This is a genomic window from Nocardia sp. NPDC051900 (assembly GCF_044452545.1).
Lineage (GTDB): Bacteria > Actinomycetota > Actinomycetes > Mycobacteriales > Mycobacteriaceae > Nocardia > Nocardia sichangensis.
Genome location: NZ_JBITBU010000032.1, coordinates 22,058 through 43,508 on the forward strand (window position 1 = coordinate 22,058; position 21,451 = coordinate 43,508).

17 protein-coding genes and 3 pseudogenes are annotated in these 21,451 nt (G+C 64.4%); 11 read left to right on the forward strand and 9 right to left on the reverse strand.

Annotation, left to right across the window (positions count from 1 at the left end):
* Window positions 1-24: 24 nt before the first annotated feature.
* The 3 genes from rfbB to ACIA5H_RS35165 are packed head-to-tail and all read left to right on the forward strand — an operon-like array spanning window position 25 to window position 3,189.
* Window positions 25-1,035, forward strand: a complete 1,011-nt coding sequence (rfbB, locus tag ACIA5H_RS35155; RefSeq protein ID WP_397080366.1) for a dTDP-glucose 4,6-dehydratase — start codon at window positions 25-27, stop codon at window positions 1,033-1,035.
* Window position 1,036: 1 nt separating this feature from the next.
* On the forward strand, window positions 1,037-2,059 hold the full coding sequence (locus ACIA5H_RS35160) for an ATP-grasp domain-containing protein (protein ID WP_397080368.1): 1,023 nt from the start codon (window positions 1,037-1,039) through the stop codon (window positions 2,057-2,059).
* Between the two features lie 2 nt (window positions 2,060-2,061).
* Complete coding sequence (locus tag ACIA5H_RS35165; RefSeq protein ID WP_397080370.1) at window positions 2,062-3,189, forward strand: DegT/DnrJ/EryC1/StrS family aminotransferase; 1,128 nt, start codon at window positions 2,062-2,064, stop codon at window positions 3,187-3,189.
* Here the strand turns inward: ACIA5H_RS35165 and ACIA5H_RS35170 are convergent.
* Window positions 3,177-4,316 (reverse strand): UDP-N-acetylglucosamine--N-acetylmuramyl-(pentapeptide) pyrophosphoryl-undecaprenol N-acetylglucosamine transferase, encoded by a 1,140-nt coding sequence (locus ACIA5H_RS35170; protein ID WP_397080372.1) that lies wholly within the window; start codon window positions 4,314-4,316, stop codon window positions 3,177-3,179. The genes ACIA5H_RS35165 and ACIA5H_RS35170 overlap by 13 nt on opposite strands.
* A gap of 345 nt (window positions 4,317-4,661) precedes the next feature.
* Window positions 4,662-4,919, reverse strand: coding sequence for a helix-turn-helix transcriptional regulator (locus ACIA5H_RS35175; RefSeq protein ID WP_356966314.1), 258 nt, complete (start codon window positions 4,917-4,919; stop codon window positions 4,662-4,664).
* A gap of 262 nt (window positions 4,920-5,181) precedes the next feature.
* On the opposite strand from ACIA5H_RS35175, the gene ACIA5H_RS35180 reads away from it, so the two are divergent.
* The 4 genes from ACIA5H_RS35180 (at window position 5,182) to ACIA5H_RS35195 (ending at window position 8,489) form a co-directional block, all read left to right on the forward strand.
* On the forward strand, window positions 5,182-5,628 hold the full coding sequence (locus ACIA5H_RS35180; protein ID WP_397080374.1) for a hypothetical protein: 447 nt from the start codon (window positions 5,182-5,184) through the stop codon (window positions 5,626-5,628).
* Window positions 5,625-6,788 (forward strand): tyrosine-type recombinase/integrase, encoded by a 1,164-nt coding sequence (locus tag ACIA5H_RS35185; RefSeq protein ID WP_397080376.1) that lies wholly within the window; start codon window positions 5,625-5,627, stop codon window positions 6,786-6,788. The genes ACIA5H_RS35180 and ACIA5H_RS35185 overlap by 4 nt, the downstream gene beginning before the upstream one ends.
* A 457-nt stretch (window positions 6,789-7,245) precedes the next feature.
* Window positions 7,246-7,689 (forward strand): hypothetical protein, encoded by a 444-nt coding sequence (locus ACIA5H_RS35190; protein ID WP_397080378.1) that lies wholly within the window; start codon window positions 7,246-7,248, stop codon window positions 7,687-7,689.
* A gap of 302 nt (window positions 7,690-7,991) precedes the next feature.
* Window positions 7,992-8,489 carry a hypothetical protein gene (locus ACIA5H_RS35195; protein ID WP_397080380.1) on the forward strand — a complete coding sequence of 166 codons (498 nt, stop codon included), beginning with the start codon at window positions 7,992-7,994 and terminating at the stop codon, window positions 8,487-8,489.
* Between the two features lie 471 nt (window positions 8,490-8,960).
* On the opposite strand, the gene rmuC is transcribed toward ACIA5H_RS35195, so the two are convergent.
* Window positions 8,961-10,637, reverse strand: coding sequence for a DNA recombination protein RmuC (gene rmuC, locus ACIA5H_RS35200; RefSeq protein WP_397080382.1), 1,677 nt, complete (start codon window positions 10,635-10,637; stop codon window positions 8,961-8,963).
* 173 nt (window positions 10,638-10,810) lie between these two features.
* Here rmuC and ACIA5H_RS35205 point away from each other — a divergent pair.
* Window positions 10,811-10,909: pseudogene (locus tag ACIA5H_RS35205) on the forward strand (DUF6342 family protein); the annotation flags it as partial.
* 250 nt (window positions 10,910-11,159) lie between these two features.
* Window positions 11,160-11,543 carry a hypothetical protein gene (locus tag ACIA5H_RS35210; protein WP_397080384.1) on the forward strand — a complete coding sequence of 128 codons (384 nt, stop codon included), beginning with the start codon at window positions 11,160-11,162 and terminating at the stop codon, window positions 11,541-11,543.
* Window positions 11,544-11,915: 372 nt separating this feature from the next.
* Here the strand turns inward: ACIA5H_RS35210 and ACIA5H_RS35215 are convergent, their stop codons facing one another.
* Window positions 11,916-12,596 (reverse strand): hypothetical protein, encoded by a 681-nt coding sequence (locus ACIA5H_RS35215; protein WP_397080386.1) that lies wholly within the window; start codon window positions 12,594-12,596, stop codon window positions 11,916-11,918.
* A gap of 130 nt (window positions 12,597-12,726) precedes the next feature.
* Window positions 12,727-12,975 carry a hypothetical protein gene (locus ACIA5H_RS35220; protein WP_397080388.1) on the reverse strand — a complete coding sequence of 83 codons (249 nt, stop codon included), beginning with the start codon at window positions 12,973-12,975 and terminating at the stop codon, window positions 12,727-12,729.
* 632 nt (window positions 12,976-13,607) lie between these two features.
* Between ACIA5H_RS35220 and ACIA5H_RS35225 the strand changes: the two genes are divergently transcribed.
* Window positions 13,608-14,432, forward strand: a complete 825-nt coding sequence (locus tag ACIA5H_RS35225) for a hypothetical protein (RefSeq protein WP_397080390.1) — start codon at window positions 13,608-13,610, stop codon at window positions 14,430-14,432.
* An 874-nt stretch (window positions 14,433-15,306) separates the two neighbouring features.
* On the forward strand, window positions 15,307-15,942 hold the full coding sequence (locus ACIA5H_RS35230) for a hypothetical protein (RefSeq protein WP_397080392.1): 636 nt from the start codon (window positions 15,307-15,309) through the stop codon (window positions 15,940-15,942).
* A 290-nt stretch (window positions 15,943-16,232) separates the two neighbouring features.
* Here ACIA5H_RS35230 and istB read toward each other — a convergent pair whose 3' ends face one another.
* The 4 genes and pseudogenes from istB to ACIA5H_RS35250 all read right to left on the reverse strand — a co-directional run.
* Complete coding sequence (gene istB, locus ACIA5H_RS35235) at window positions 16,233-17,012, reverse strand: IS21-like element helper ATPase IstB (RefSeq protein WP_397080394.1); 780 nt, start codon at window positions 17,010-17,012, stop codon at window positions 16,233-16,235.
* Window positions 17,013-17,155: 143 nt separating this feature from the next.
* A pseudogene (istA, locus tag ACIA5H_RS35240) lies at window positions 17,156-18,670 on the reverse strand (IS21 family transposase); the annotation flags it as partial.
* 1,155 nt (window positions 18,671-19,825) lie between these two features.
* Window positions 19,826-20,998: an ImmA/IrrE family metallo-endopeptidase gene (locus tag ACIA5H_RS35245; RefSeq protein WP_397080396.1), complete on the reverse strand. Its 1,173-nt coding sequence runs from the start codon at window positions 20,996-20,998 to the stop codon at window positions 19,826-19,828.
* A 268-nt stretch (window positions 20,999-21,266) separates the two neighbouring features.
* Window positions 21,267-21,377 (reverse strand): annotated as a pseudogene (locus ACIA5H_RS35250) (transposase); the annotation flags it as partial.
* Between the last annotated feature and the right edge of the window lie 74 nt (window positions 21,378-21,451).

Sequence of the window (21,451 nt, forward strand, 5' to 3'; positions counted from 1 at the left end):
CGAGCATTTCAGAAGGGGTAGCGGATGAACAAGGTACTCGTCACTGGTGGGGCGGGCTTCATCGGCTCGCATGTGGTGCGTCGGCTGCTGCGGCCGGAGTCCGGGTTCGAGGTGACGGTCCTCGACGCGCTGACCTACGCCGGCCACCGGGCCAATCTGGCAGATGTCCTCGGCTCGCCGCGGCTGCGGTTCGTGGAGGGCAACATTCTCGACGCGCGGTTGGTCGACTCCCTGATGCGCACACACACCGCGGTGATTCATCTGGCCGCCGAGTCGCACGTGGACCGCAGCTTCTACCAAGCAGGCAACTTCCTGACCACCAACGTGTCGGGCACGCAGGTGCTGCTGGAGGCCGCGATGCGGCACGGGATCGGTAAGTTCGTGCACGTCTCCACCGATGAGGTGTACGGGCCGCTGGCCTCCGGCGCGGCGACCGAGCAGTACCCGCTCCAGCCGACAGTGCCCTATGCCGCGTCGAAGGCGGCGTCGGATCTGGTGGCGATGTCGTATCACCGCACCTTCGGTGTCCCGGTATGTATCACTCGCTCCAGCAACAACTTCGGTCCGGGACAGTATCCGGAGAAGATCATTCCTCTGTTCATCATCCGTCTGCTCGCGGGCGAGGCGGTGACGTTGCACGGTGACGGCGGGCATGTCCGCAACTGGTTGCCGGTCGAGGACAACTGTCACGGCCTGGAGCTCGTGCTGCGGGAAGGGGTGCCGGGCGAGGTGTACAACGTCGGCGGCGGCACCGATCTGACCAACCATGAACTGACCGACCGGATCCTCGCCGAACTCGGCTTGGGGTGGGACCGTGTCCGCAACATCCCGGATCGGCGTAGCAACGACCGCCGCTACGCGATGGATTGGTCGAAGATCGCCGCGCTCGGCTACCAGCCCACGCGCGCGTTCGAGCAGGCACTGGCCGATACCGTCCGCTGGTATCGCGACAACCCCACCCGGTGGGCGCAACTGCCCCGGGAGCCATCGGCGCCGATCGCGGCGACCACACTCGACGCGGCGGGCGGTCAGTGAGATGACACAGCGTGTTCTGGTCACCGGCGTCGGTGGCCAGCCCGGCTTCGACCTGACGCGCCGACTGCTCGAACTCGGCTGTGACGTCATCGCCACCGACTCCGATCCACTCGCCAACGGTCTCCTGCTGCCCGGCGTCACCCCGCGACTGACGCCACCGGCCACAGCAGACGACTACCCCGACGAGATGCTCGCGCTGTGCCGGGAAACTCGACCGGACGGGCTGTGGCCGACCGTCGAATCCGAACTCCCCCACCTGCTTGCCATGAGCAGCGCACTGGAGAAGGCCGGGGTGCGAACGTGGCTTCCCTCGCGGCCCGCGGTCCAGGCGTGTCTGGACAAGGCGCTGTTCCATCGACTACTGACCGACCACAACATTCCCACTCCGGCCAGTTGGCTGCCCTCGCAGATCGACAAGGTACCGGACGGGGTCGCGTTGGTCGTGAAGCCGCGGCGCGGTCAGGGCTCGAAGAACGTGCTGTTCTGCTCGACGCGCGAGCAAGCCCGCCTGCTGTGCGAGCTGGTGCCCGATCCCATCATTCAAACCAAACTCAAGGGGCGCGAGTTCACCGCGGACTGCGTGGTCGACCGCGATGGCCGAGCATCGGCCGTCCTGCGGTATCGACTGCTCACCAAAGGCGGACTATCGATGGTCAGTGAAACCTTCCACGACCACCGATCGCACGACCGAGTGATCGAGACGTTGCAGACGGTCCGAGCGTCCGGACTGTGCTGCGTCCAAGGGTTTTTGGTTGACGGCGGCGGTGAGCGGGTGGTCATCACCGAGATGAATGCCCGGATCGCGGGAGGGTTCCTGCTCGCCGAAGCGGCTGGCGCGGACCTGGTCGGCCAGACACTGGCGGGACTGGGGCAACGCCGCATCGACCACGATCGGTTGACCTACAGGCCTGGCGTTCAGCTGACCAAAGCCACCACAACCCTCGCGGTCACCGAACACCCCCAGCTGGTGCCAATCAACTCAACCGGACCCATCGGTGTTCCGAGTGGGTCCCGGAAGGAGTGACGATGACGAATATCGACCCTGTGAGCAGGAACGCCAGCCCATTCCTGCACGGCACGGAGTTCGCTGCGGTGGCCGAGGCGCTGCGGGCCGGGCAATACGGCCACAACACCGCGACCGAAATATTCGAGTCCGAACTGGCGCAGTTCCTGGGTGTACCGCAGGTGGTTGCGGTTTCCTCGTGCACCGCCGCACTTCATCTCGGGCTGCTGCTGGCCGGTGTAGGGCCCGGTGATGAGGTTGTGGTGCCGTCACAGACGTTCTGCGCCACCGTGCATGCGATTCTGATGACCGGAGCGCAGCCCCGTTTCGCCGACATCGACGCCACCACACTGTGCGTCACCAGCACCACAGTGCGCGAAGCGATCACCCCCCGCACCCGCGCGGTAGTGCCCGTCCTCTACGGCGGCCGCGCGATCGACCTCAGCGACCTGCGCTCAGAGTTATCTGAGCGAGGTATCACGGTGGTCGAGGACGCCGCGCACGCCTTCGGCTCCCGCCTCGGCCCGGTCCGGGTCGGCGCCACCGGCACGCTGACAGCGTTCTCCTTCGGACCGATCAAGAACTTGACCTGCGGCGAAGGCGGCGCCTTAATTCCCCGCACACGTGAGCAAGCCGATCGAGCACGCACCCTGCGGCTACTCGGGGTCAGCCAGTCTCAAGCCGCCCGTATCCGCTCGACCACCTACCACGTCGACAGCTTCGGGTTGCGCTACCACCTCTCAGCGCTGCACGCGGTCATCGGGAGCGCGCAACTAGCCCGTTTCGACTCGATCGAAACCACCCGCAAAACGCTGTGGCGTGCCTATGCCCGCGCGCTGGCGGACGTGGACGGCGTGAGATTGGTCGACGTCGACGTGCAGCACAGTGTGCCGTTCAACTGCGTGGTACGAGTCGCCAACCGCGACAGCGTGTTCGCGTTCATGCGTGACCGCGGGATCGGTGTCGGGGTGCATTACCCGCCCAACCACAACCAGCCAGCATTCACCCGATGGTCGCGACCGCTGCCGGTCACCGAGGCGACAGCCCGCGAGATCATGAGCCTGCCGTTCCATCCGGCTATGACCGAACCGGACGTCGCCCAGGTGGTCGTGGTACTCCGGGATGCGATCACCACCTGTCAGCGGTCTTGACCGGCGACGGAGATCAGCAGGTTTGTCAGCGCCGCAGCTGCGTCGGGTCGCCCGTGCTCGCGGGCACGCGCGGCTATCGCTGCTCGGCGGCCAGGGTCGCCGAGCAGCGGTTCGATCGCTTCGCGCAAGGCCTGCGCTGAGACGTCCCCGAGCAGCGCGACCGCCGCTGTATGTTCGGCGAGGGTGGTGGCGTTGTGGGTTTGCTCGTTGCCCGCCGAGGACGCCAAAGGGATCAACACCGATGCCTTCCCCAGCGCGGTGAGCTCCGCGATGGTGCCCGCGCCGCTGCGCGAGATGACCACATCAGCCAACGCGAACACATCCGCCAACTCCGGGCCGATGAAGTCGGTAACCACATACCGTCCGCGCAACGCTGCGTCGAGGGTAGCGGCGTGTTCGCGGAGTTCGATGATCGATGTCTTGCCGCATTGATGGATCACGTTGGCTCGCTGGAGCAGCCACGGCAACAGCTCCCGCACGACACGGTTGATCTGGACCGCGCCTTGGGCACCTCCAGTGACATAGACGGTCGGCAAGCTGCGGTCGAAACCGTCAGCGCCTAGAGCGGCGACAGCTTTGTCAGCGTCGCCGTCGAACAACTCCGGCCGAACAGGGTTACCAGTGACCATGGACTTCGCCGCAGCGCGGTGGGGCAGCAGCGCCAGACTGGACTCCGACGACAGTGCCACGCGAGTCGCAAGACGGGCCAGCACCCGATTGGCCAGGCCCAAACGGACAGTCTGCTCGTGCACCACCAGCGGCCGACGCCGCAGCCAGGCCGCCAACCCGATCGGCACGGTGACGTAACCGCCGGTCGCGAGCACCACATCCGGTCGGAACCGGCCCACCGTGCGCCAAGCCTGGGCGATACCGAGTGGGATGTGCAGCATGTCCATAGCGTTGGCGCGAGTAATCATCTTCAAAGGGTTGGCCGCGCGACGAACCTTGCCGGTCGCCACCGCAGTGAATCGGATACTCTCGCCAGCCGCGACCCTTGACTCCAACCCGCCGCCCTGCCCGACCCACAGCACCTCGAGCCGACGCCCGCTGTCGGCCAGTTCCTCACGCAGCGCTCGAACTGTGGTGACCGCGGGATATATATGGCCACCGGTACCACCGGCGGCCACGATCAGCCGAACATCCGAATGCCGCGGACCTGTCGAGTTCCCGTTGATGGCTGTGCTCCCAATGATCGCGCCGAGGTCCGTTCTAGGTGAGTGCCCGAGATTATCAGTCGGGCCGGCCGACAGGTGTGAACGGCGCGAGCTGCGTACGACTGCTACCAGCTATAAGTACAGGACGCCGGGGGGACGGCTTTGCCGCGGTGCTGCAAGGGTCCTGCGCTGTCAGCAACCAGAACAGACTAGTACCGGACGACTCGAACCCAACCGTTCGCACCGCGCACTCTCCGATGGGTCAATTCGGTGGCTGCACTGTCCCTTTCGCCACACGTCTGCCCCTGTCGAGACTGCCTACACCAAGTCCGCCGGGACAGGAAGATCGTCCATCAACTGTCCCGGCGTCGTCTGCAGACCGGCAGCAAACTTCATGATGTTCTCTACCCGCGGACTGCGTTGCCCGCGTTCGACTTGCCCGAGGTAGGTCCAGTGGACTCCGCACGCATGCGCGGCAGCTTCTTGGCTCCAGCCGAGTTCGGTCCGGCGGGCACGCACGCGTGCTCCGAACGCCGCAGCGGTCGGATTGAGCGCGGGCTTGCCTGGACTGGACATGTCGGCCCAAGCACATACGTCCCACGCGCATTGATCCAGAGCGTAATCGTCCTATGCACTACCATCCCATGGATAAACGTCCTATAATCCTGGTCCGCGACGATGCGACCCATCACACGAAGCGCATCCGCTCGCCGCTTCCTCAGCACGACACCGTGTCAGAACCACTTCTCGGCAACCTTGCAGTGAATGCACGTCCGTTTTCAACGAAGAGATCGGAGCTCGAGATGCAGGTCATTGGCGCCGGCCCGGCGGGAGTCGTATGACACCGATTACCCGGCCCGCGGGGACAACCGCTGCGGCGGTTCCCGCAACGATCCCGGCGCTCCCGTTGCCGGATCTGGCTGTGCTGTCGCCTATTCGCGGCGAGCGCGAACACTACGCCGTGTCGGCCATGACCCACCACGGCCGCTTGTGCTTGAAACGAATCACCGACGAGCTGGGCTGGTCGGATCTGCGAACTCTCGCGGTGGATACCGATGCCGGCGCAGTCGTGCTCACGCCCGGATCGACGCCACGATCGGCGGCACTGCGCGACGGCTGGATCTTTCTCTCAGCCGACATACGCCGCGGATGTCTGCTGCACCCCGGCGATCAGGTCCTGATGGTCGGGTCCGTGAGCCGGTCATCAGTGCGGCTCTATCCCCCGCACGTGCTCACAGCCATCCTCACCGCCCACCACCGACACACCGCAGAGGAGTCGCGGTGAAAGACGAGTCTGCGGTTGCCGCCGCCCGCGTGCTTCTCGACCAACTCGGCATCCGTCCCGAACAACTGCTGGACATCACGGACGCAACCGGATCGGCACCTGCCGAGAAACCGTCCTCGACTCAGGCGAGGCTTGCCGGTGCACCGGGGTCGAGGACGATTCCGACATTCGCTGCCTACGTTGCGTTGGTCGAGGCGGCGGCTTCCCCGGGCTCGTTACGCAACTACGGGCCGTATTGGAAGCGGCTTGTCGAGGTGTGGGGCAGCCGGTTGATCACCGAGCCCAGCGCCCTCGAGATTCGGGCATTGGCCGAACATGCGAAGAAACATGCTGTGGTGCGGCGCAACTCTCGCGGCGGACACAGTGCCTACGAGCACATGCTCGCGGCGATCCGGCGGGTGTACCGGCACGCCTGTGACGACGGCTACCTCACCGACAACCCGGCCCTGCGAGTACCCAAGAACCGACGGCCGCCGAGTGGCCGCCACGCCCTCAACGACCAGCAGCTGTCGGAAATCTTCCATGCCGCGGCCACCACAGGCAACGACCGCGAACTCGACGCGCTCATCCTGCGCCTGCACGTCGAAACCGCCTGCCGGCGAGGCGGAGTACTGAATCTTCGAATCCGAGACCTCGACCCCCGCTACAGCCAGGTCTACCTCCGCGAAAAGAACGATACGACACGTTGGCAACCGATTTCCCCCACCCTCATGCACCACCTGCAGGACCACATCCGCCAACGTCCCTCCTCCCGCGCCTCTCGCCAGGACCGATCCGACAACGCTTTAGTCCTGCGTTACAGCAACGGCCGACACCTCACTTCCCGCCGGTACGACCACCTCTGGAACCGGCTGCGCGAACAGCTGCCTTGGGTCGCCGCCTACAACGTCAGCGCCCACTGGCTGCGTCACACCACCCTCACCTGGGTTGAACGCAACTTCGGCTACGCCGTCGCCCACGCCTACGCCGGCCACACCGATGCCACCGGCGACACCGGATCAACCACGACCTACATCCGCGCCACCCATGAAGAAGTCGCCCACGCGCTCACAGCCCTCACCAACGAACTCCACCCACTCGATCGCGGACCCACACAAGCACCGACACAGCCCGCAACCTCCACCCGTCACCCGTGGATCTCCGACAGGTCTCTACGGTGAGTGCCAGGCCGCCCTCCGGCTCGGCGCCTCATCCTCCGGACTCACGTGTCCGGTCCCTCCGCCGAGATCTGGCTGAGGAGGCCAGATCTTCGCCGGTCGGCGTTGCGGTGGCGGGTTCTGGTCTCCGAGGCTCGCATCGCCCCTGGACGACACCTCACGAGGGGCATACTGGGGGAATGACCTCAAAGCCGTCCGTGACTACGCCGATGCCCATGATCAATAGCTGGCGGCGATAACCAATCGCGGCCCCTGAACCAGGCAAACCGGTCCAGAGGCCGCGATCAGGGGTATTCGTACCTGAGCGTTCGCTCGGTAATTTACAAAGCAACTGTATGCGAACCCGAGCGAGGCATACAAACTCGGGCCGAACGGCTCAGCCGATGGCAAGCCGGTCTGCGAAGGCGTGTCCTGAGCAGAGTATCGATTACGGACCAGCGGGTTGTGCTGCAATATAGCTATGAGCACGCCGCTGGTCGATGTTCAGCAACAAGCGTCTCAGCTGGGTGCCGCTGTAGCCGCCACGATCCCCGCGGGAACCGCTGACAATCTCCTCATCGGCAGCTGGAACCTGCGCATGTTCGGCAACCTCAGCCGCACCTGGCAAGCCACCTCCACCGACTCCCCCAAACGTGACTGGCGCGCGGTCACCTTCATCGCCGAGGTGATCTCCCGACTCGACGTGATCGCCCTGCAAGAAGTCCACCGCAACACCACCGCCCTCACCTTTCTCCTGGAGCAACTCGGCCAGCACTGGCACGTCATCGCCTCCGACGCCGCCGAAGGCGACGCAGGAAAAAACGACGAACGCCTCGCCTTCGTCTACAACTCCCGCCGCGTCCAACCCTCCGGACTCGTCGGCGAAATCGTGCTACCACCCATCGCAGACACACCGGTCCGCTAATTCGCCCGCGCTCCCTACGCCGCCAGCTTCATCGACGCCACGACCGAATTCATCCTCACCACTGTGCATGTCCTGTGGGGGAGGTTGTCGTTCCAGTCCGTTTTTGCGGTCGGCCCGTGAGCGCATCCATCGCGCGAACGCGGTGACTTCCGGCAGTCGTTGCGCTGGATTGTATCCGCCGAGTAGCCCTTCGGCCGCAGACTCCACGCCCTGATCGCCGCAGACTCCGAAACCCCGTCCCGGCATGCAGACGCCGCCCCGCTGCTCGCGGCAGCGCCTGGACGAGGCACTAGATTGATCGTGTGGTTACCGCGTTGATCGCCATAGCAGGGACACTCCTGGGATCTATTGTCACCCATTACTTCCAGAGGGCTACAGCTGACAGGACAGCCCGTCAGAACTTCTCTGAGCGCTTGCGACAAGACCGATTGAATGCCTACAACGCCTTCGCGGCTTCGGCCAACGAGTATCGCCATCATCAGATCGAACGGTGGCACCGGCTCAGGCAGGATCCTGATGCAGAGGTGAACTCCAGGCCGGAATCGTATTCAAGGAAGTCGGTGCTGCGGTCGGAACAATTCCGGATCAAGCTTCTTACCAACGATGCTCGACTCCAGCAGTTGGCGGACGAGGCGATCGAGGCGATACGGTCTATCCAGCGAACCGGTGTCAGCCCTGCAAGTGTCGAGGAGCATGAGGTGCTGTACAAGAAGGCGACAGCGGCGATCGACGCGTTTGTTCTGCACGCAGCAACCGACGTTCAGCGGCAGTCTTCACAGGACCTGCCCCAACGTCAGTAACGTAGGGCAGTACAACGGCGGGGTAATGTCTCACTCGACGACACCCGAGACTACTTCCGGCATCGGGCGAGGCCATCGACAGGTCGCGTCGACGACAACGGCGGTGTGACTGCAGATGACCTTCAATCAGTCGCAGTCAATATGGGTGAGTCCGGAGGCGAATCCGATCCTTCGCCCCGCCCCTACGCCAAATCGCTCCACGACCACGCCTCCGCCGGAGCTGCGTCGGGTTTGTTGACCATGCTCATCGAACGTGGCGACGGCCGGCAGCCACAGCTATAGCGGCTGATCTCCGGAACTCCCGCAGACGCGCCAACTCCTACGAGCGGAGTCGCCTGGACAACGAGCGCGGCAGCAATCGCGAATCGGGGAAGTCGAGGCCGGAGATGAGGTCGAAAAACTGTGGTTCCGCGCGATTGGTGAGCTGGCGGCGTGGAAGCGCTGATCGCCAGCCCACCAAGACCAAGGTGGTCAGGCCGCTGACGTACTGTCGCCGTCGAGTTCGGCTCGGGGGCCGGCGATCTGACGCGGCGTCAGATCGACCGTGTCCAGCTCACGGATCGAGGTCTCCGCGCCCTGCAACTCGTTGACCTTGCGGCCTTGGGGAAGCACGCGATGCTCCAGACAGCCCACCATCGAGTTGAAGTTCTGCACCGTCTTGCCGAGATTCGCGCCCAGACTCCCCACATGCTCAGCGAGTTTGGCAAGGCGTTTGACCAGCTCTTTGCAGGTGTCCACGGTGGACTGCAGGTTGGTCGCTGCCTTGTCGTAGCGCAGCACCGCCGCGGCCGACTGCAGGATCACCAGCAGGCTGGTCGGGGTGGCGAGGATGACCTTCTTGTTCGCGGCGTATTCCCACAGACCGCGGTCGTGCTCCCACGCCCCGTACAGGAACGAGTCCGAGGGCACGAACATCACCACGAACTCCGGCGACTTGTTCGGCAGCAGCCAGTACTTCTTTGCGGCGAGCTGGTCGATGTGGGTGCGAACGTTTTTGGCATGCGCCGCGAGCCGTTGCTGCTGTTCGGCTTCGTCGCGCGCGTCGGCAGCGTCGATAAGCGCGTTGAACGACGCCTTGGCGTCGACGACGACTGCCATATCGCTGCTGATGTTGACGATCAGGTCCGGTCGCTGGGCGCCGTGGTCGGTGTTGAAGGTCGGCTGATTGTCGAAGTTGATCAGGTTCGTCATGCCGGAGGCTTCGATCACCGCCTGCAGGGTCTGCTCGCCCCACTGACCACGGGCCTCGGGTCTGCGGAACACGTTTTTCAACTGTCCGATCTCCTTGAGCACCTCATTGCTGGACATACGCACCATGTCCCGGTCGGTGCTCATCTGCTTCAGCTGCTCACCCAGCGCGGCCTTGGCGCTGGCATTTTCCTTGCTGACCTCGGCCATGTGGGCGTTTGTTTTGTTGATCAACGCCACCACCGGCTTGACCATCTCATCGAATGAGCTCTCCCGCTTGTCGAGCTCACGCGCGGTCGCCTGCGCGCGCTGCTCCGCCAGGTCGGTGAACTGCTTGACCAGTGCGGCGCCGGCCGCGTTCAGCGCGTCCGTGGTCAGCTGTGTGCTGACTTCTTTCATGTCGGTGTGCACGCCTCGCACCAGCGCGAGCTCCTCGTCGTGACGCGCTCGCAGCGCGGCGAGCTCTTCGTCACGGCGTTCCCGCAAGGCGGCGAGTTCGGTCTGAGCCGTCGTGCGCGCGGTGGTCTCGTCCTGCATTTGTCCGCGCAACTTCGCGAGCTGATCAGCGGCGTCGACCCGCTCTCGTTCAACCTGGCCGAGCGCGACGTCGCGCTCGGCACGCACCTGCGTCACCGCAGCGTCGCGTTCACATCGAGCCTCCTCCACGGCGAAATCTCGCTCCTGGCGGGATTGTTCACCAGCGGCGTCGCGTTCGCGACGCATCTGTTCGGCCGACTCTCGCCAGCTCCTCGCTTGTTCCTCGGCGACGGCCGCACGGCCTCGCCCCACTATGAATCCCGCTCCTCCTGCGAGGCTGGCCACCACAATCACCATCACCACGAACACGCCAATTCCGATCAAGTCGAAACCTTCCTGAACGTCGATGCGACCCCTGCCCGTGGTGAGCAGGGGAAGTGGAACTACGTCCGGCCCAGCGCTCGCCGGAACGCGCAGGGACATCTACCACCACCCACCGACACAAACCTTCAGTGACTGACCTGCGAAAACAAACTGGGCGCAACGTTTCTCGGCGCTGATTTTCGGGGTCCGGAAACCTCGGCCGGATTGAATGCCAGGTCTAGGTCAGCAGCGAGCGGGGCCGCTGGCAGCCGGTCAGGCCCTTCACAACCCACCACGGCAATCAGAAGAAGATCATCGCCGCGCTGGACTCCAATGGCGACCTCTATGTCGCGGGTCGGATGATCACCAGACAGACCAACTTGGGCCACTGAACCGGCGCCGCGACCGACCGTGTGTCGTGTCGCGGTCCGTTTCTGCCGAGCTGGTCTCCGGTCAGAATGGAACTTCGCTCAAGGGATCCGGGATCCGGTCCGCCAGCTCGGTGCGGGCGCGGTCGCGGAACGCGAGGTACTCCTCGTCGGTGAGGTCGGCGGCGAATTGCATAGCCACCAGCCCGTCCTCGAGGCTCTGCACCGTGGGGCGTGATCGCTGATCTGGTCTGGGTTCCGCATTCTGAGTGACATGGTCGACGTTTCCCAAGGCCGCCTGCGTGGCGTGTTCATCATCGAAAGTTTCCGTCCTGATGCCGCTTTGCCGAATCTGGACATCGCCGTGGACGCCATTACACGGATTCGGCCCGCTTCCCCGGGGCCCGAGCAACCGGGCATCTGGACACTGGTCGAGTTCGAGGCCGCCGACGCAGCTGCCGAACGGCTAGCCGCAACGTTCGCCGCTGCACTCCAGCCGGGCCCCTCGTATGTCGACTTCCATACTGCGGACACGACCTTTGTGGTTTTCGCGGGACGTGTGTTCAGATACGCCCCCGGCGACGCCGAAGCGCGTTCCCTCGCGGTGGCTCATGGCCGAGAAGTCGGTGTTTCTGAAGATCAGCTCGATTGGACCTGAACCCGCTTTGCGAGCCCGGCTCGGCGGACTGTTCATAATCGGGCGGTTTTGAGAAGGCCGACGGGCGGGCATTGCGACGGACCGGCCGATTTCGATGAGTCGCTGCCGGTTTCGCGTGATGACCGGTGTCAGGGGTGAGGCCGGGGCGCCGACGGATGTGAGTGTTCGAAGTCGTGTTCAGTGCTCACAGCGGGTTCGGGCTGACTGGAGAGGACTTCGATCATCGGCGTGTCTCGACCGGCAGTAGGCATATCGTTGTCGGGCATGGCAACAGCAGAGATTTCGATGGACGATGCCCTGTTCGCTCGCGTGCGGGAGGCGGCCGGGGAGAACCTGTCGGAGTGGATCGCCACAGCGTGCCTGCGTCGGCTGCTAAGTCAGGGCGTGCGAGCCGCGGTCGTCTGGGAACGTGAGCACCCAGCCGAGGCCACTGCCGCGCGGGCGGAGGAGGCGGCACGGCAGCTGGAGGCCGAGGCCGAGGCCGAGGTTCGCTACCAGGCAGACGAAGCGGCCCGCCGCCGCGGTGGTGAGGGCGCCGAACCCACGGCCGAGGAGATCGCCGCGGCCGAGGCCCGTGTCCGGGCGCTGTTCGAGCGAGCCGACCGGCAACTGCGAGAACAGCAGGAAGGTGGGCAGTGAACTCCCCCGCGCTTCCCGAGGTTGCGGCTCGCGGCTAATGTGCGGGCCGGTCGGTCGGTTGCAGGGTCCGGCGGCTCGGCAGCCCAAGCATTCCCATGCGGAGGCGTTGCCGCGTGCGGCGGCGTCGGCGACGTGCGGGCCGATACCCCAGGCCAGTTCGCCGCCGCAGTGCGGGCAGGTGCTCGGCAGGTCGTCGGGTGCGTTCACCGGGATGAAGGTGTTGTCGATCGGGTAGCCCACACTGGCCAGTGCTTCGGCGGCGGCCCGTTCCACCTCGATATACCAGTCCTGCACCTGGGCGGGCCGCAGCGCAACCGGCTCGTCGGGGACCGAGATCACCTCACCGCGGGCAGCGGCCTGGGCGGCGAACTGCTCGGGAATCCGGTCGCGATGAGCCGCGCAGGTGCGCAGCACCGCGGCGTGTCGACTCGCCTGGCCACCATTTGGACTGGCCCAGGTGCCACGGTTCGGTGATACCGAGGGCGAGGGCGGCCAACTGCCCAAGATGGCCGAATCGGCCGGTGCCTCACCGCGGCCGCAGTGCTCACTGCTTGATCTTCTCCAGCGGGTACTGAGCGAGGGAAAACACCGCGATCGCGTAGACGGCCAAGCCGACCGGAACGGCCAGCGGGATCCGTCCGTCCGGGTCGGAGGCCACCCACAGCGCGTATCCGGCCGGCGGCAGGCACAGCAGCGCGGCCGCGGTTTCACACCACGCGACGAGGTCGTTGGCCTTCTCGCGACGTGCCGGATCGGTCAGGGTGGTGTCGGAGAGTCTTCCCGTAGCCCTCACTGGGACTTGTCACCACCCCTCGGAAGCCTTTCACGGCCACGAATGTGCAGTTGAGTGCCACCAGGATGAAGATCAATGCGACGACAAAAGACTGCAGCACTATTCCCCGAAGCATCGTCCTGCGACAGGAGGACCTGCGCGTCGGTCTGCATACCCATCCGATCGTATCCTCGTGTCGCGACGGTTGCCGGTGGAGACCCGACGATTCATGGCGGTGGTCGAGCGGATTGCATCGTGGTGGCGGCGGTGAAGGAGCGCATGCGACAACATCTTTCGACGCTCGTGGACGATCTCGATCCCGGGCAATATCCGAGGGCCAGCTGAGGGGAGGTAGGAAGTGGATCTCATCCACGATCCCACGCCGAACAAGCGCCATCATGCTGGGTAGGCATGGTCTACCAGAGGGATGGGTCCCCTGCGTGAGGCGACCTATCCACCCCGGATTCGCATTGCGCCCGAGATCCGACGTCACCCGCAGAAGGCCATGTCGCGCCAAGGCGAGCGCTCCCACAATCGCGAACGGCGCTGCATAGAAGCGACTCTAGTTCCCCGTCGCGCCAGGGGGGCCGAAGGTTGACGAAAGTCGTTCTGTCGCAGAGGCTTATCGGCGGCGTGGCATCTACACTGTCCGGGTGACAGTGGCAGTCTGGGTCAAGGTATTCGACGGCATCGTTCTGTCAACCGACTCCGCGACAACCCTCGCGCATCCCTTGGGCGAGCAGGTCTACAACAACGCCGACAAGATCTTCAACCTCCACCGAGCCTTGCCTGTGGCCGCGATGACTTGGGGGCTCGGCCACATAGGCCCAGCCAGCATCTCAACGTTGTCCAAAACATTGCGTCTTCGACTCATGGGACGAGACCCTGGCCACCCCGACTGGGAGGTCGATACTCACGACTACACGGTGGAACAGATCGCCCAGAGGGCAGCCGAACTTTTCGCCAATGCGACTGCTGAAGCGGCCCTGCCCCGGCTACCAGGAGAAATGGGCTATCTGGTGGCTGGGTACTCGGCTGGCTCAGACCAAGCCGAAGCTTGGCTGCTGAAGTTTCACGACACGACGACTCACCCTGAGCCATCCCCTGTGCTGGGGCCCGACGAGTACGGCTTCCGCGCCTATGCCAAGCCTGCAGCAGTCGAACGATTGTTCAACGGCTACGACGCTCGGCTCGAAGCCGCGCTGAAGAACAAGATCGCCAAGTCTTCGCACCCTGAGATCGACAAGATCCTCTCGGCCCAAGCCGTGGATCCAGTACCAGCGGGGATGCCGCTGCCTGATGCGATCGCGCTGGCGCGATTCATGGTGGAAATCACCACAGGGTTCACCCGCTTCAAGCTCGGGCCCGATACAGTGGGAGGACCGGTTGAGGTAGCTTCCATCAACTTGCACGAAGGCTTCCGGTGGATCGCCCGCAAGCACTACTTCACCGCTGAGCTCAACCAAGGAGAGCCCTGATGACCATCCATCTCAAGCGAGGTGCTAGCAAGCAACAAGCTGCCTCCGCAGACTCGCGAGGATCGGTCTTCCAATCCGGGGGCCAAACCAAACAGATGTCTGCGCGCCCAAAGGTCTCGCCGAGTCAACCGAAAACCACAAAGAAAAACAGCTAGGCCTGTTCAACCCCGGTTCGGCGTTGAGTGCAGCTAGGGACCCATAGGCGCGTACAGCTGGGTGGCGGTGGCGGCCGGACTATGCGGTGCATCTCACTGATGGGCTACGCCCAAGGGGCAGGTCGATAGGGCATCCGGCCGCTCACAGGGGCAGAGTGTCACGACGTGGACTGTTGCGGCACGTCCGAGTGGCCTGGACAAAAGCGGCTGCCAGTCTCTCGCATCGTCTCGTCGTTCTGATCGCTGACGACCACCACTGGGCAAACCGAGAAATATCTCAACTAGTAGGGATGGCAGCGCCAGATCCATCGGGTCGACTCGGGGTGCGAAACACCTCAGCAGCGGCCCACCTCATCGCTGCGCTGAAGTGCGCATTGACGGGGTACGGTCACCTGGTTGCGGTCGGATGGGCATCGGCGGGTGTCCACCGGATCGGCAGATGCCGCCCGCGCTGTCCGGCATAGCGATCGCTCGAACTGGCTGGGTGGCGATGGTCGGGGCTGGCAATCAAGGGGTTAGTCTGTCCGGGCTCAAGCAAGACCGAGCATTCGGCACGAGCGTGCACTACGGTCCGATTCGTGATCTGCTGAGCAAGGTTCGCTTGCATGACCGGGGCGGATCAGTGGTGACTTCGTTGTTATGCAGGCGGTGGGGGCATGGGGTGCAGAACAGCGCTAGCCCCTGCTCAACGGGTTGGTGGAAGTAGGGATGGAGGCGTCGTGAGTCGTGCTGGTGTGGCTGAGGCGGCACGGGCTGTCGTCAAGGCTGGGCACACCACTGACGCGCTGGAGCGATGTTCCACGGCTGTTGTGCGGATGTTCGGCACTGCTGCCGGTGTCGCTTACCGCTCGGACACTGCAGAAATATCACGACGTCAGGAGGCTGGTCTTGCAGCGGTCACGCAGATGGATCTGCTGGATGCGCTGATGGGGTTGCCGGTCGGTTTGCCTGTTGCTGTTGCCGACCTTACCGATCATGAGCGTCGGCTTCTGCGGCGGGCGCCGGTCGGTGTGCTCGACAGTGATGGCAGCTACTACACCAGGCGCGCTGTCGCGCCGCTGTCGGCGCAGTTCGCCGTCGTGGCCGGCCGGTCCTGGAAGGACGCTTTGCGCTCGGCGGGTCAATTCGCGCCGTTCTGCAGTCGTGCGATGTTGTTACGATCGGTTCCGGACGACCTGTCCGAAGCACGGGCACAAGCGTCGTTCTTCGGGATCGGAATCTGCGTTTTCGACGGCAACGGGTTGCGCATGTTGGTGGACCCGCAGCCTTACGTGCGCCACCGGTTCTCGTGCGGTCAGTGGTGGTTTGCTGAGGAGCTGCATCGGCAGCTCATCGGGTCCGGGCTTGGCGGGTAGTTCCCGGTACCGACCACCATGGGGGCAGCTCCGCCCACGCCTTCAAAGTCTTGGAGACCTGGAAGGCATCGGGCTGGTTGATCTGAGCGTTGACGATGTCAGCATGAGTAGCAGCGGTCGCGCATCTGTTCTTCCACCACAGCGCCCTGTGCGCCAGGGTGGGTTGGGCCTGCAGATCCTTCACCCAGGAAGCCCATGTGTGCAGGCTGTGGCGATGGGTGTCGGCGTTCACGTATTTCCCGGTGCCTGTGTTCACGTAATTCCGCAGGTGGTGGGTCCTGATTGATGTTCTACCCGACCTCCTTCTTCGGCGTCTTGGGTTGGCCCTTGCCACCGGGTCGTTTGTTCGGGCGGTAGGAGGGTCCGTTCATGAACACTTGGTGGCTGGTGTTGATGAGCCGGTCCAGGAGTGATTCGGCGACAACGGGATTGGGGAACAGTGGGTACCAGTCGACGGGTGATCTGTTCGAGGTCACGACGAGCGAGCCGCCGGAGGTGGATCGTTCGGAGATGAGTTCGTAGAGGTCGTCGGCCTGGGGCGCGGTCAGCTCGCGCATGCCGAAGTCGTCCAGGATCAGCACGGCGGGCCGGACGAATTCGGCCAGGCGTTTGTCCCAGGTCCGGTCAGCATGACCGCCGGCGAGGGTGGCCAGCAGCCGGCTGGTCTTGGTGAACCGGACTTCGGCGCCCTGGCGGATCGCCAGATGGCCGAGACCTTGTGCCACATGTGTTTTGCCCACCCCGACCGGGCCATAGAGGACTACCGACTCGCCGACGGTCAGCCACCGCAGCGCCGCGAGATCGCGGATCTGCGCGGCGGGCAGTTTCGGGCTGGCGGTGAAGTCGAATTCCTCGAGGGTGACCTGCTGTTCGAAGTGGGCGCGGCGGATGCGGCGGGCGATGGCTTGTGATTCGCGGCGGGCGATCTCGTCGTGACACAAGACCTGCAGGAACTCGATATACCCGAGGTCGCCGGCGCGGGCCTGGGCCAGCCGGGACTCGAGGGTCTGCAACATCCCGGACAGCTTGAGCTGTCGCAGCGCCTGTTCCAGGGCGACATCAACGATCATGCCGAGACCCCTTGGCCATGTTCGTCATCGGCCGCGTCACCGCGGTCGGCCTCCGCCGCGGTGGTGTCCATCGCGGCGTTCGTGGTGGCGCGGATCGCGGCCGGGTTGTCCGGGTTGGGCAGCGCCAACACGTTCCCGAACAGCCGCGAAGGACCATGCAAGAACGCCGCGGCGCCTCCATCGCCGCTGCTCGGCGGCGGCGGATCGGCTTCCAGGCCGGCGGCGAGGATGCCCTTGATGGTCCGATAGGACGGATCCCCGACGGCGATCGCTTTGGCGCACGCCAATTCGAGCCGGGATTCGCCGTGACGGTCGGCCAACCCGAGCACGCCCTGGGCGGCGCGGAGCCGGAACAGCGCGTTCTCGCTGAGTAATTCGGCGACCACCGCGACGGTTGCCTCACCGATCTCGGGGGCTCGTTGGCGGCACCAGGCCGGGCCCTTCATCGCGAAGGCGATCTTCTCCGGCGGATAGTGCGACAGGTCGGACTGCTTGCCGAACGGTTTGCGCACATGCGTGGCGATCAACTCGCCGCGGTCGAAGATCTGCACCATCGAATACGTCGACCGGACATCCACCTTCCGGCCGATATACCGCCACGGCACCGAATACAGAGTCCGTCCGGCCTTGACATGGATGTCCGGGCCGACAGTGCCGCTCGACCAGTCCGCGAGCACGAAGTCCTTGTCCGGCAACGGCATCAACGCGCCGCGTTCGACCGCCTCGAACACCGCCATCGGGGCCGCGCCCTCCAACGGCCGGCACCGTCGCTGCCCGGCCACATCCCGGCACCACTCGACAGCGGCCTGCTGCATCTGCGCCAGCGAGGTCCATTCCCGTCCGCGCCACAGTGAATCGCGCACATACGGCATCGGCCGCTCCACCCGCGGCTTGTCCTTGGGCTTTCCTCGGCGAGCGGGATCGACGAGAGTGCCGTAATGGTGGGCCAATTCGGCATAGGAGCGGTTGATCTTCGGGTCATACAGGTCCGGCCGCGCGACCCCGGTGCGCAGGTTGTCCGGCACCAGACGCTTCGGGACGCCACCGAAGAACGCGAACGCCTCCACATGCGCTTCGGTCCACGCCCGCTGATCCATGGTCAGCACCGGGCGCACGAACATGAACCGCGAGGTCGCCAGCACCATCACGAACGCCCAGATCCGGCGGCGTTTCCCACCCACCGGATCGGCCCACGAACCCAAATACCCGTAATCGATCTGCGCTTCCTCACCTGCGGGCGGGTCTTCCCGCAGCACCGTCACCCGGCCGCGCAGGTTCTCCTCGGGCAGGTTGGCGTCCATATAGCGTTTCAACGACGACACCGACGCGGTCAGGCCGTGTTCGTCACGCAGCCGCTGCCAGATCGTCTGCCGGGTCACTCCGGCCTTGCTCATCGCGACGATGAAGTCGCGATGCTGCTCGATCTCCGGCCAGGTGATCTGCCGCACCTTCGTGTCAGCGATCTGCGGGAACCATGCCCGCACCAGCTCGTTCCACTCCGCCGGCGACCGCTGCGGCCCACCCGGGGCGAGCCCGGCCGCCACGGCCGGGTCCACGTATTTCTTCACTGTTTTGCGGTCCAGCCCAAGGCTTTCCGCGATCTGGCTCTGCGAACGACCCGCATGCCAGTGAACCAAGATCTCGACGATATCGACCACGTCGAACGTTCTCCTCGCCAAAACTCTGGCTCCCATCACCTTCATCGGATGGGAGCAGCCAACTCCTTGCGAGGACCAACCGGTCGCGTTCGGGTTCCCGATGGGGAATTACGTGAACGCGACCCTGGGGAATTACGTGAACGAGAACCAGCTCAACCTGGGGATTTCCGTGAACGCTGACACGATGGGCGGCGTCGGCGTCGTCTCTGCTGAGGAATGTATCCAGCGGACGCTCTCCGCATGAGGCGCAGTGGCATACCGGTGGTCGTGTGTCGGCGAATCGACGCGCGAGTGTCGAGCCCTTGTAGAAGGACATGAGCTGCTCGAACAACACGCTGGGTGACTGATCTGTCTGGATGGCCTTTGGCGTCTGACCGAAAGGAACCATGTGGCGCTGACTGCCCCCGGTGCCGATCGAGGTTGCGAAGGCGCCATGACTCATAACGTCGAAGCCCGTGAGGTCGGTTCGCAGCACGGCGGTGCTGCCGACTTCGGCCACTAGTCGCCGGAGATTCCCGACGGCGTCCTTGTAGCGTTCCAGCGGATCGAACTGCCCGCCCAGGAACACCGCTTTAGGCTTGTCGAGCCGGGCCAGGACCGCGATGAGGTGGTCGATGAGGTCGTTCTTGAGCCATGCGATGTCCAAGGGCACGCTCACCAGCACATCGTCTCGCTCGATCTGATCGGCTGCCCGAACCACGGCTCTGAGGGCGTCGCTGTCGCCAGCGGTCAGATATCCGGTGGGTGTGAGAGCCAGGGTTGCGCCGCAGTCCCGTTGTGCCTGTAGGAATTCTTCCAACGTCATAGGAAACAGCCGCTGTTGGCTGTCTGTGTTGTCGTCGACAACGAACGGGTCTTCTTCGGTTGCCAGGGCGCGGCGGTAGCCCTCGGGATCACGGAGCAGCACGAGATCTGGATGGTTCTGCCGGAGTTCTTTGATCCCGGCAGCGGCGGTTTTGCCGCTCAGGACCAATCCTGCAATGCTCGACGGGAGTGGAACGATCGCCCGTGCGGTGATTCGGTTGGTATGCAGCATGATTCGGTCGTTGAGCACTCCGACCGTCCCCGGTACTGGTCTCGGCCGGGTCTGGTGGGCGATCTCTGGCAGCACGCCATCCCGATCGCCAGAGTGGCCATTGGACCTAGCCGATCCCGTCATCGAACATCCTCCCGACGTGTGGGGCTGCTTCTGCGAAGCCAAGGATCTTTCGAACAAGCCGCATCGCGGAGCGGCCCTGCGGCGTAGAGGCTTACGAATTCGTCTGGTGTCAAGAACGCTGACCGAGCCAACTCTGTGACCTCGGTCCCCCTACTGACGTGCCATGTGACGATCGAATCGACCGCGGTCGGGACCTCTGGTTCCAAGGCGCTAGGCTCGCTGGTTCGGTAGCCGAGGCTGGACATCTCCACCGCGAGAGTCCGGTACTGCCAATCACTGAGGACGCCGAGCGTGTGGGCACGGCGCAGCAGCGCCCACATCGAGACTTTCCACTCCTCTTTGATGTCGAGCAGCCGACCGACAGTCAGTGGATGGGATTGCAACGCACCGCGGATGCCTCGTATGGGCATCAACAACTCGGCGGCGAAGCTGTTGGCTTGCTTCTCTTGATCCGGATGCGGGATCCGATGCATGACCATGTGACCTAGCTCGTGCGCGAGGGTGAACCTTTGCCGCTCAGCGGGAGTACCGACGTTCAGCAACATGAGTGGGTATCCATCGTCCGGACTGCAGCTGACGGCGTCGATCGGAACGGTCTCTGCGCCGAAATCCGTTGGCATCGGTGCGACCAGCTCGCGGCGCACAACCAGCGCGCCCATAGCCTCGATCAACCCCGTCACCGAGTCCAGGGGGCCATGCCCTGAGCCAAGTTGCTCGCGGACCGCGCGGGCGGCATCGGCAGGGGTGTTGAGATCATCGACCGCGAAGCGAGGGAACCCACCGTTTTCCGGACGAGGAGCGGTGGCCATCAATCCTTTCAACTGAATCCGCGTCAGATTCAGTAAGGCGTGAATTCGCTTCAGATCACCGGCCGCTGCGGCTTGCTTCTTGCGGTGATGAATCAGACCGGCACCCGCGCCTACCCCCTGTTCGGTGAGGCGCAACAGTGAGATCGGGTACCCCAAGGCGTGTGCATAGTATTCAAGCCGGTCGCCAGTCACTGCTAGTCGCCCGGCTTCGGCCCGGCTCACGTATCCCTGGCTGACCCGGCTTGCAGACCCCTCCAACTTCTGCATCACTGCGGCGAGCTGGGCCTGAGTCATCGACCGAGATTCGCGAGCAATCACTAACATCCGCGGATTGGCGGTCTCGGCCTGTGCGAAGTCCATCCCACCTCCAGTCGTCCCTCAGAAATGTACCACGAAATATTCCTCGGACAATGCTTCCATGCAGCAAGGTCGGCTGATGGAGAACCGATGCTGATGCCTTCGAGACTGCTGCCCCGGCTAGGTAGGACGTGTCGAATAGGCAGCCGGGCAGGTAACTTTGCGCCGTTGTCTTGTCGGCGGTAGAGCGCAGTCCGCGAGATGCAGTAACGGGTCGTTGCTGTCTTAGCGTTCCCGCGGGTACTCCCCCGCGCCCGACCTCGGGCTTTCATGTCACACTGAGCGATTCGACCAGCGTCTCCATCCGCCGTGTCGAGATGCAGAGCAGATAACAGACCGAGGTGAGTGCGCGTTCGGCGCGTTTGCGGCGTTCGAGCAGCCAGTGCCGTATCAGGCAACGTTCGGTAGATAATCCGGGTGCCGGATCTTGGATCCGACGGCGAAGTCGCGGACGGG

What these genes read in the sequence shown, in the direction of transcription:
- rfbB (WP_397080366.1), top strand. Translation starts at nt 25, where the DNA reads ATGAACAAGGTACTCGTCACTGGTGGGGCGGGCTTCATCGGCTCGCAT.
- ACIA5H_RS35160 (WP_397080368.1), top strand. Translation starts at nt 1,037, where the DNA reads ATGACACAGCGTGTTCTGGTCACCGGCGTCGGTGGCCAGCCCGGCTTC.
- ACIA5H_RS35165 (WP_397080370.1), top strand. Translation starts at nt 2,062, where the DNA reads ATGACGAATATCGACCCTGTGAGCAGGAACGCCAGCCCATTCCTGCAC.
- ACIA5H_RS35175 (WP_356966314.1), bottom strand. Translation starts at nt 4,919, where the DNA reads ATGTCCAGTCCAGGCAAGCCCGCGCTCAATCCGACCGCTGCGGCGTTC.
- ACIA5H_RS35180 (WP_397080374.1), top strand. Translation starts at nt 5,182, where the DNA reads ATGACACCGATTACCCGGCCCGCGGGGACAACCGCTGCGGCGGTTCCC.
- ACIA5H_RS35190 (WP_397080378.1), top strand. Translation starts at nt 7,246, where the DNA reads ATGAGCACGCCGCTGGTCGATGTTCAGCAACAAGCGTCTCAGCTGGGT.
- rmuC (WP_397080382.1), bottom strand. Translation starts at nt 10,637, where the DNA reads ATGTCCCTGCGCGTTCCGGCGAGCGCTGGGCCGGACGTAGTTCCACTT.
- ACIA5H_RS35210 (WP_397080384.1), top strand. Translation starts at nt 11,160, where the DNA reads ATGGTCGACGTTTCCCAAGGCCGCCTGCGTGGCGTGTTCATCATCGAA.
- istB (WP_397080394.1), bottom strand. Translation starts at nt 17,012, where the DNA reads ATGATCGTTGATGTCGCCCTGGAACAGGCGCTGCGACAGCTCAAGCTG.
- ACIA5H_RS35245 (WP_397080396.1), bottom strand. Translation starts at nt 20,998, where the DNA reads ATGGACTTCGCACAGGCCGAGACCGCCAATCCGCGGATGTTAGTGATT.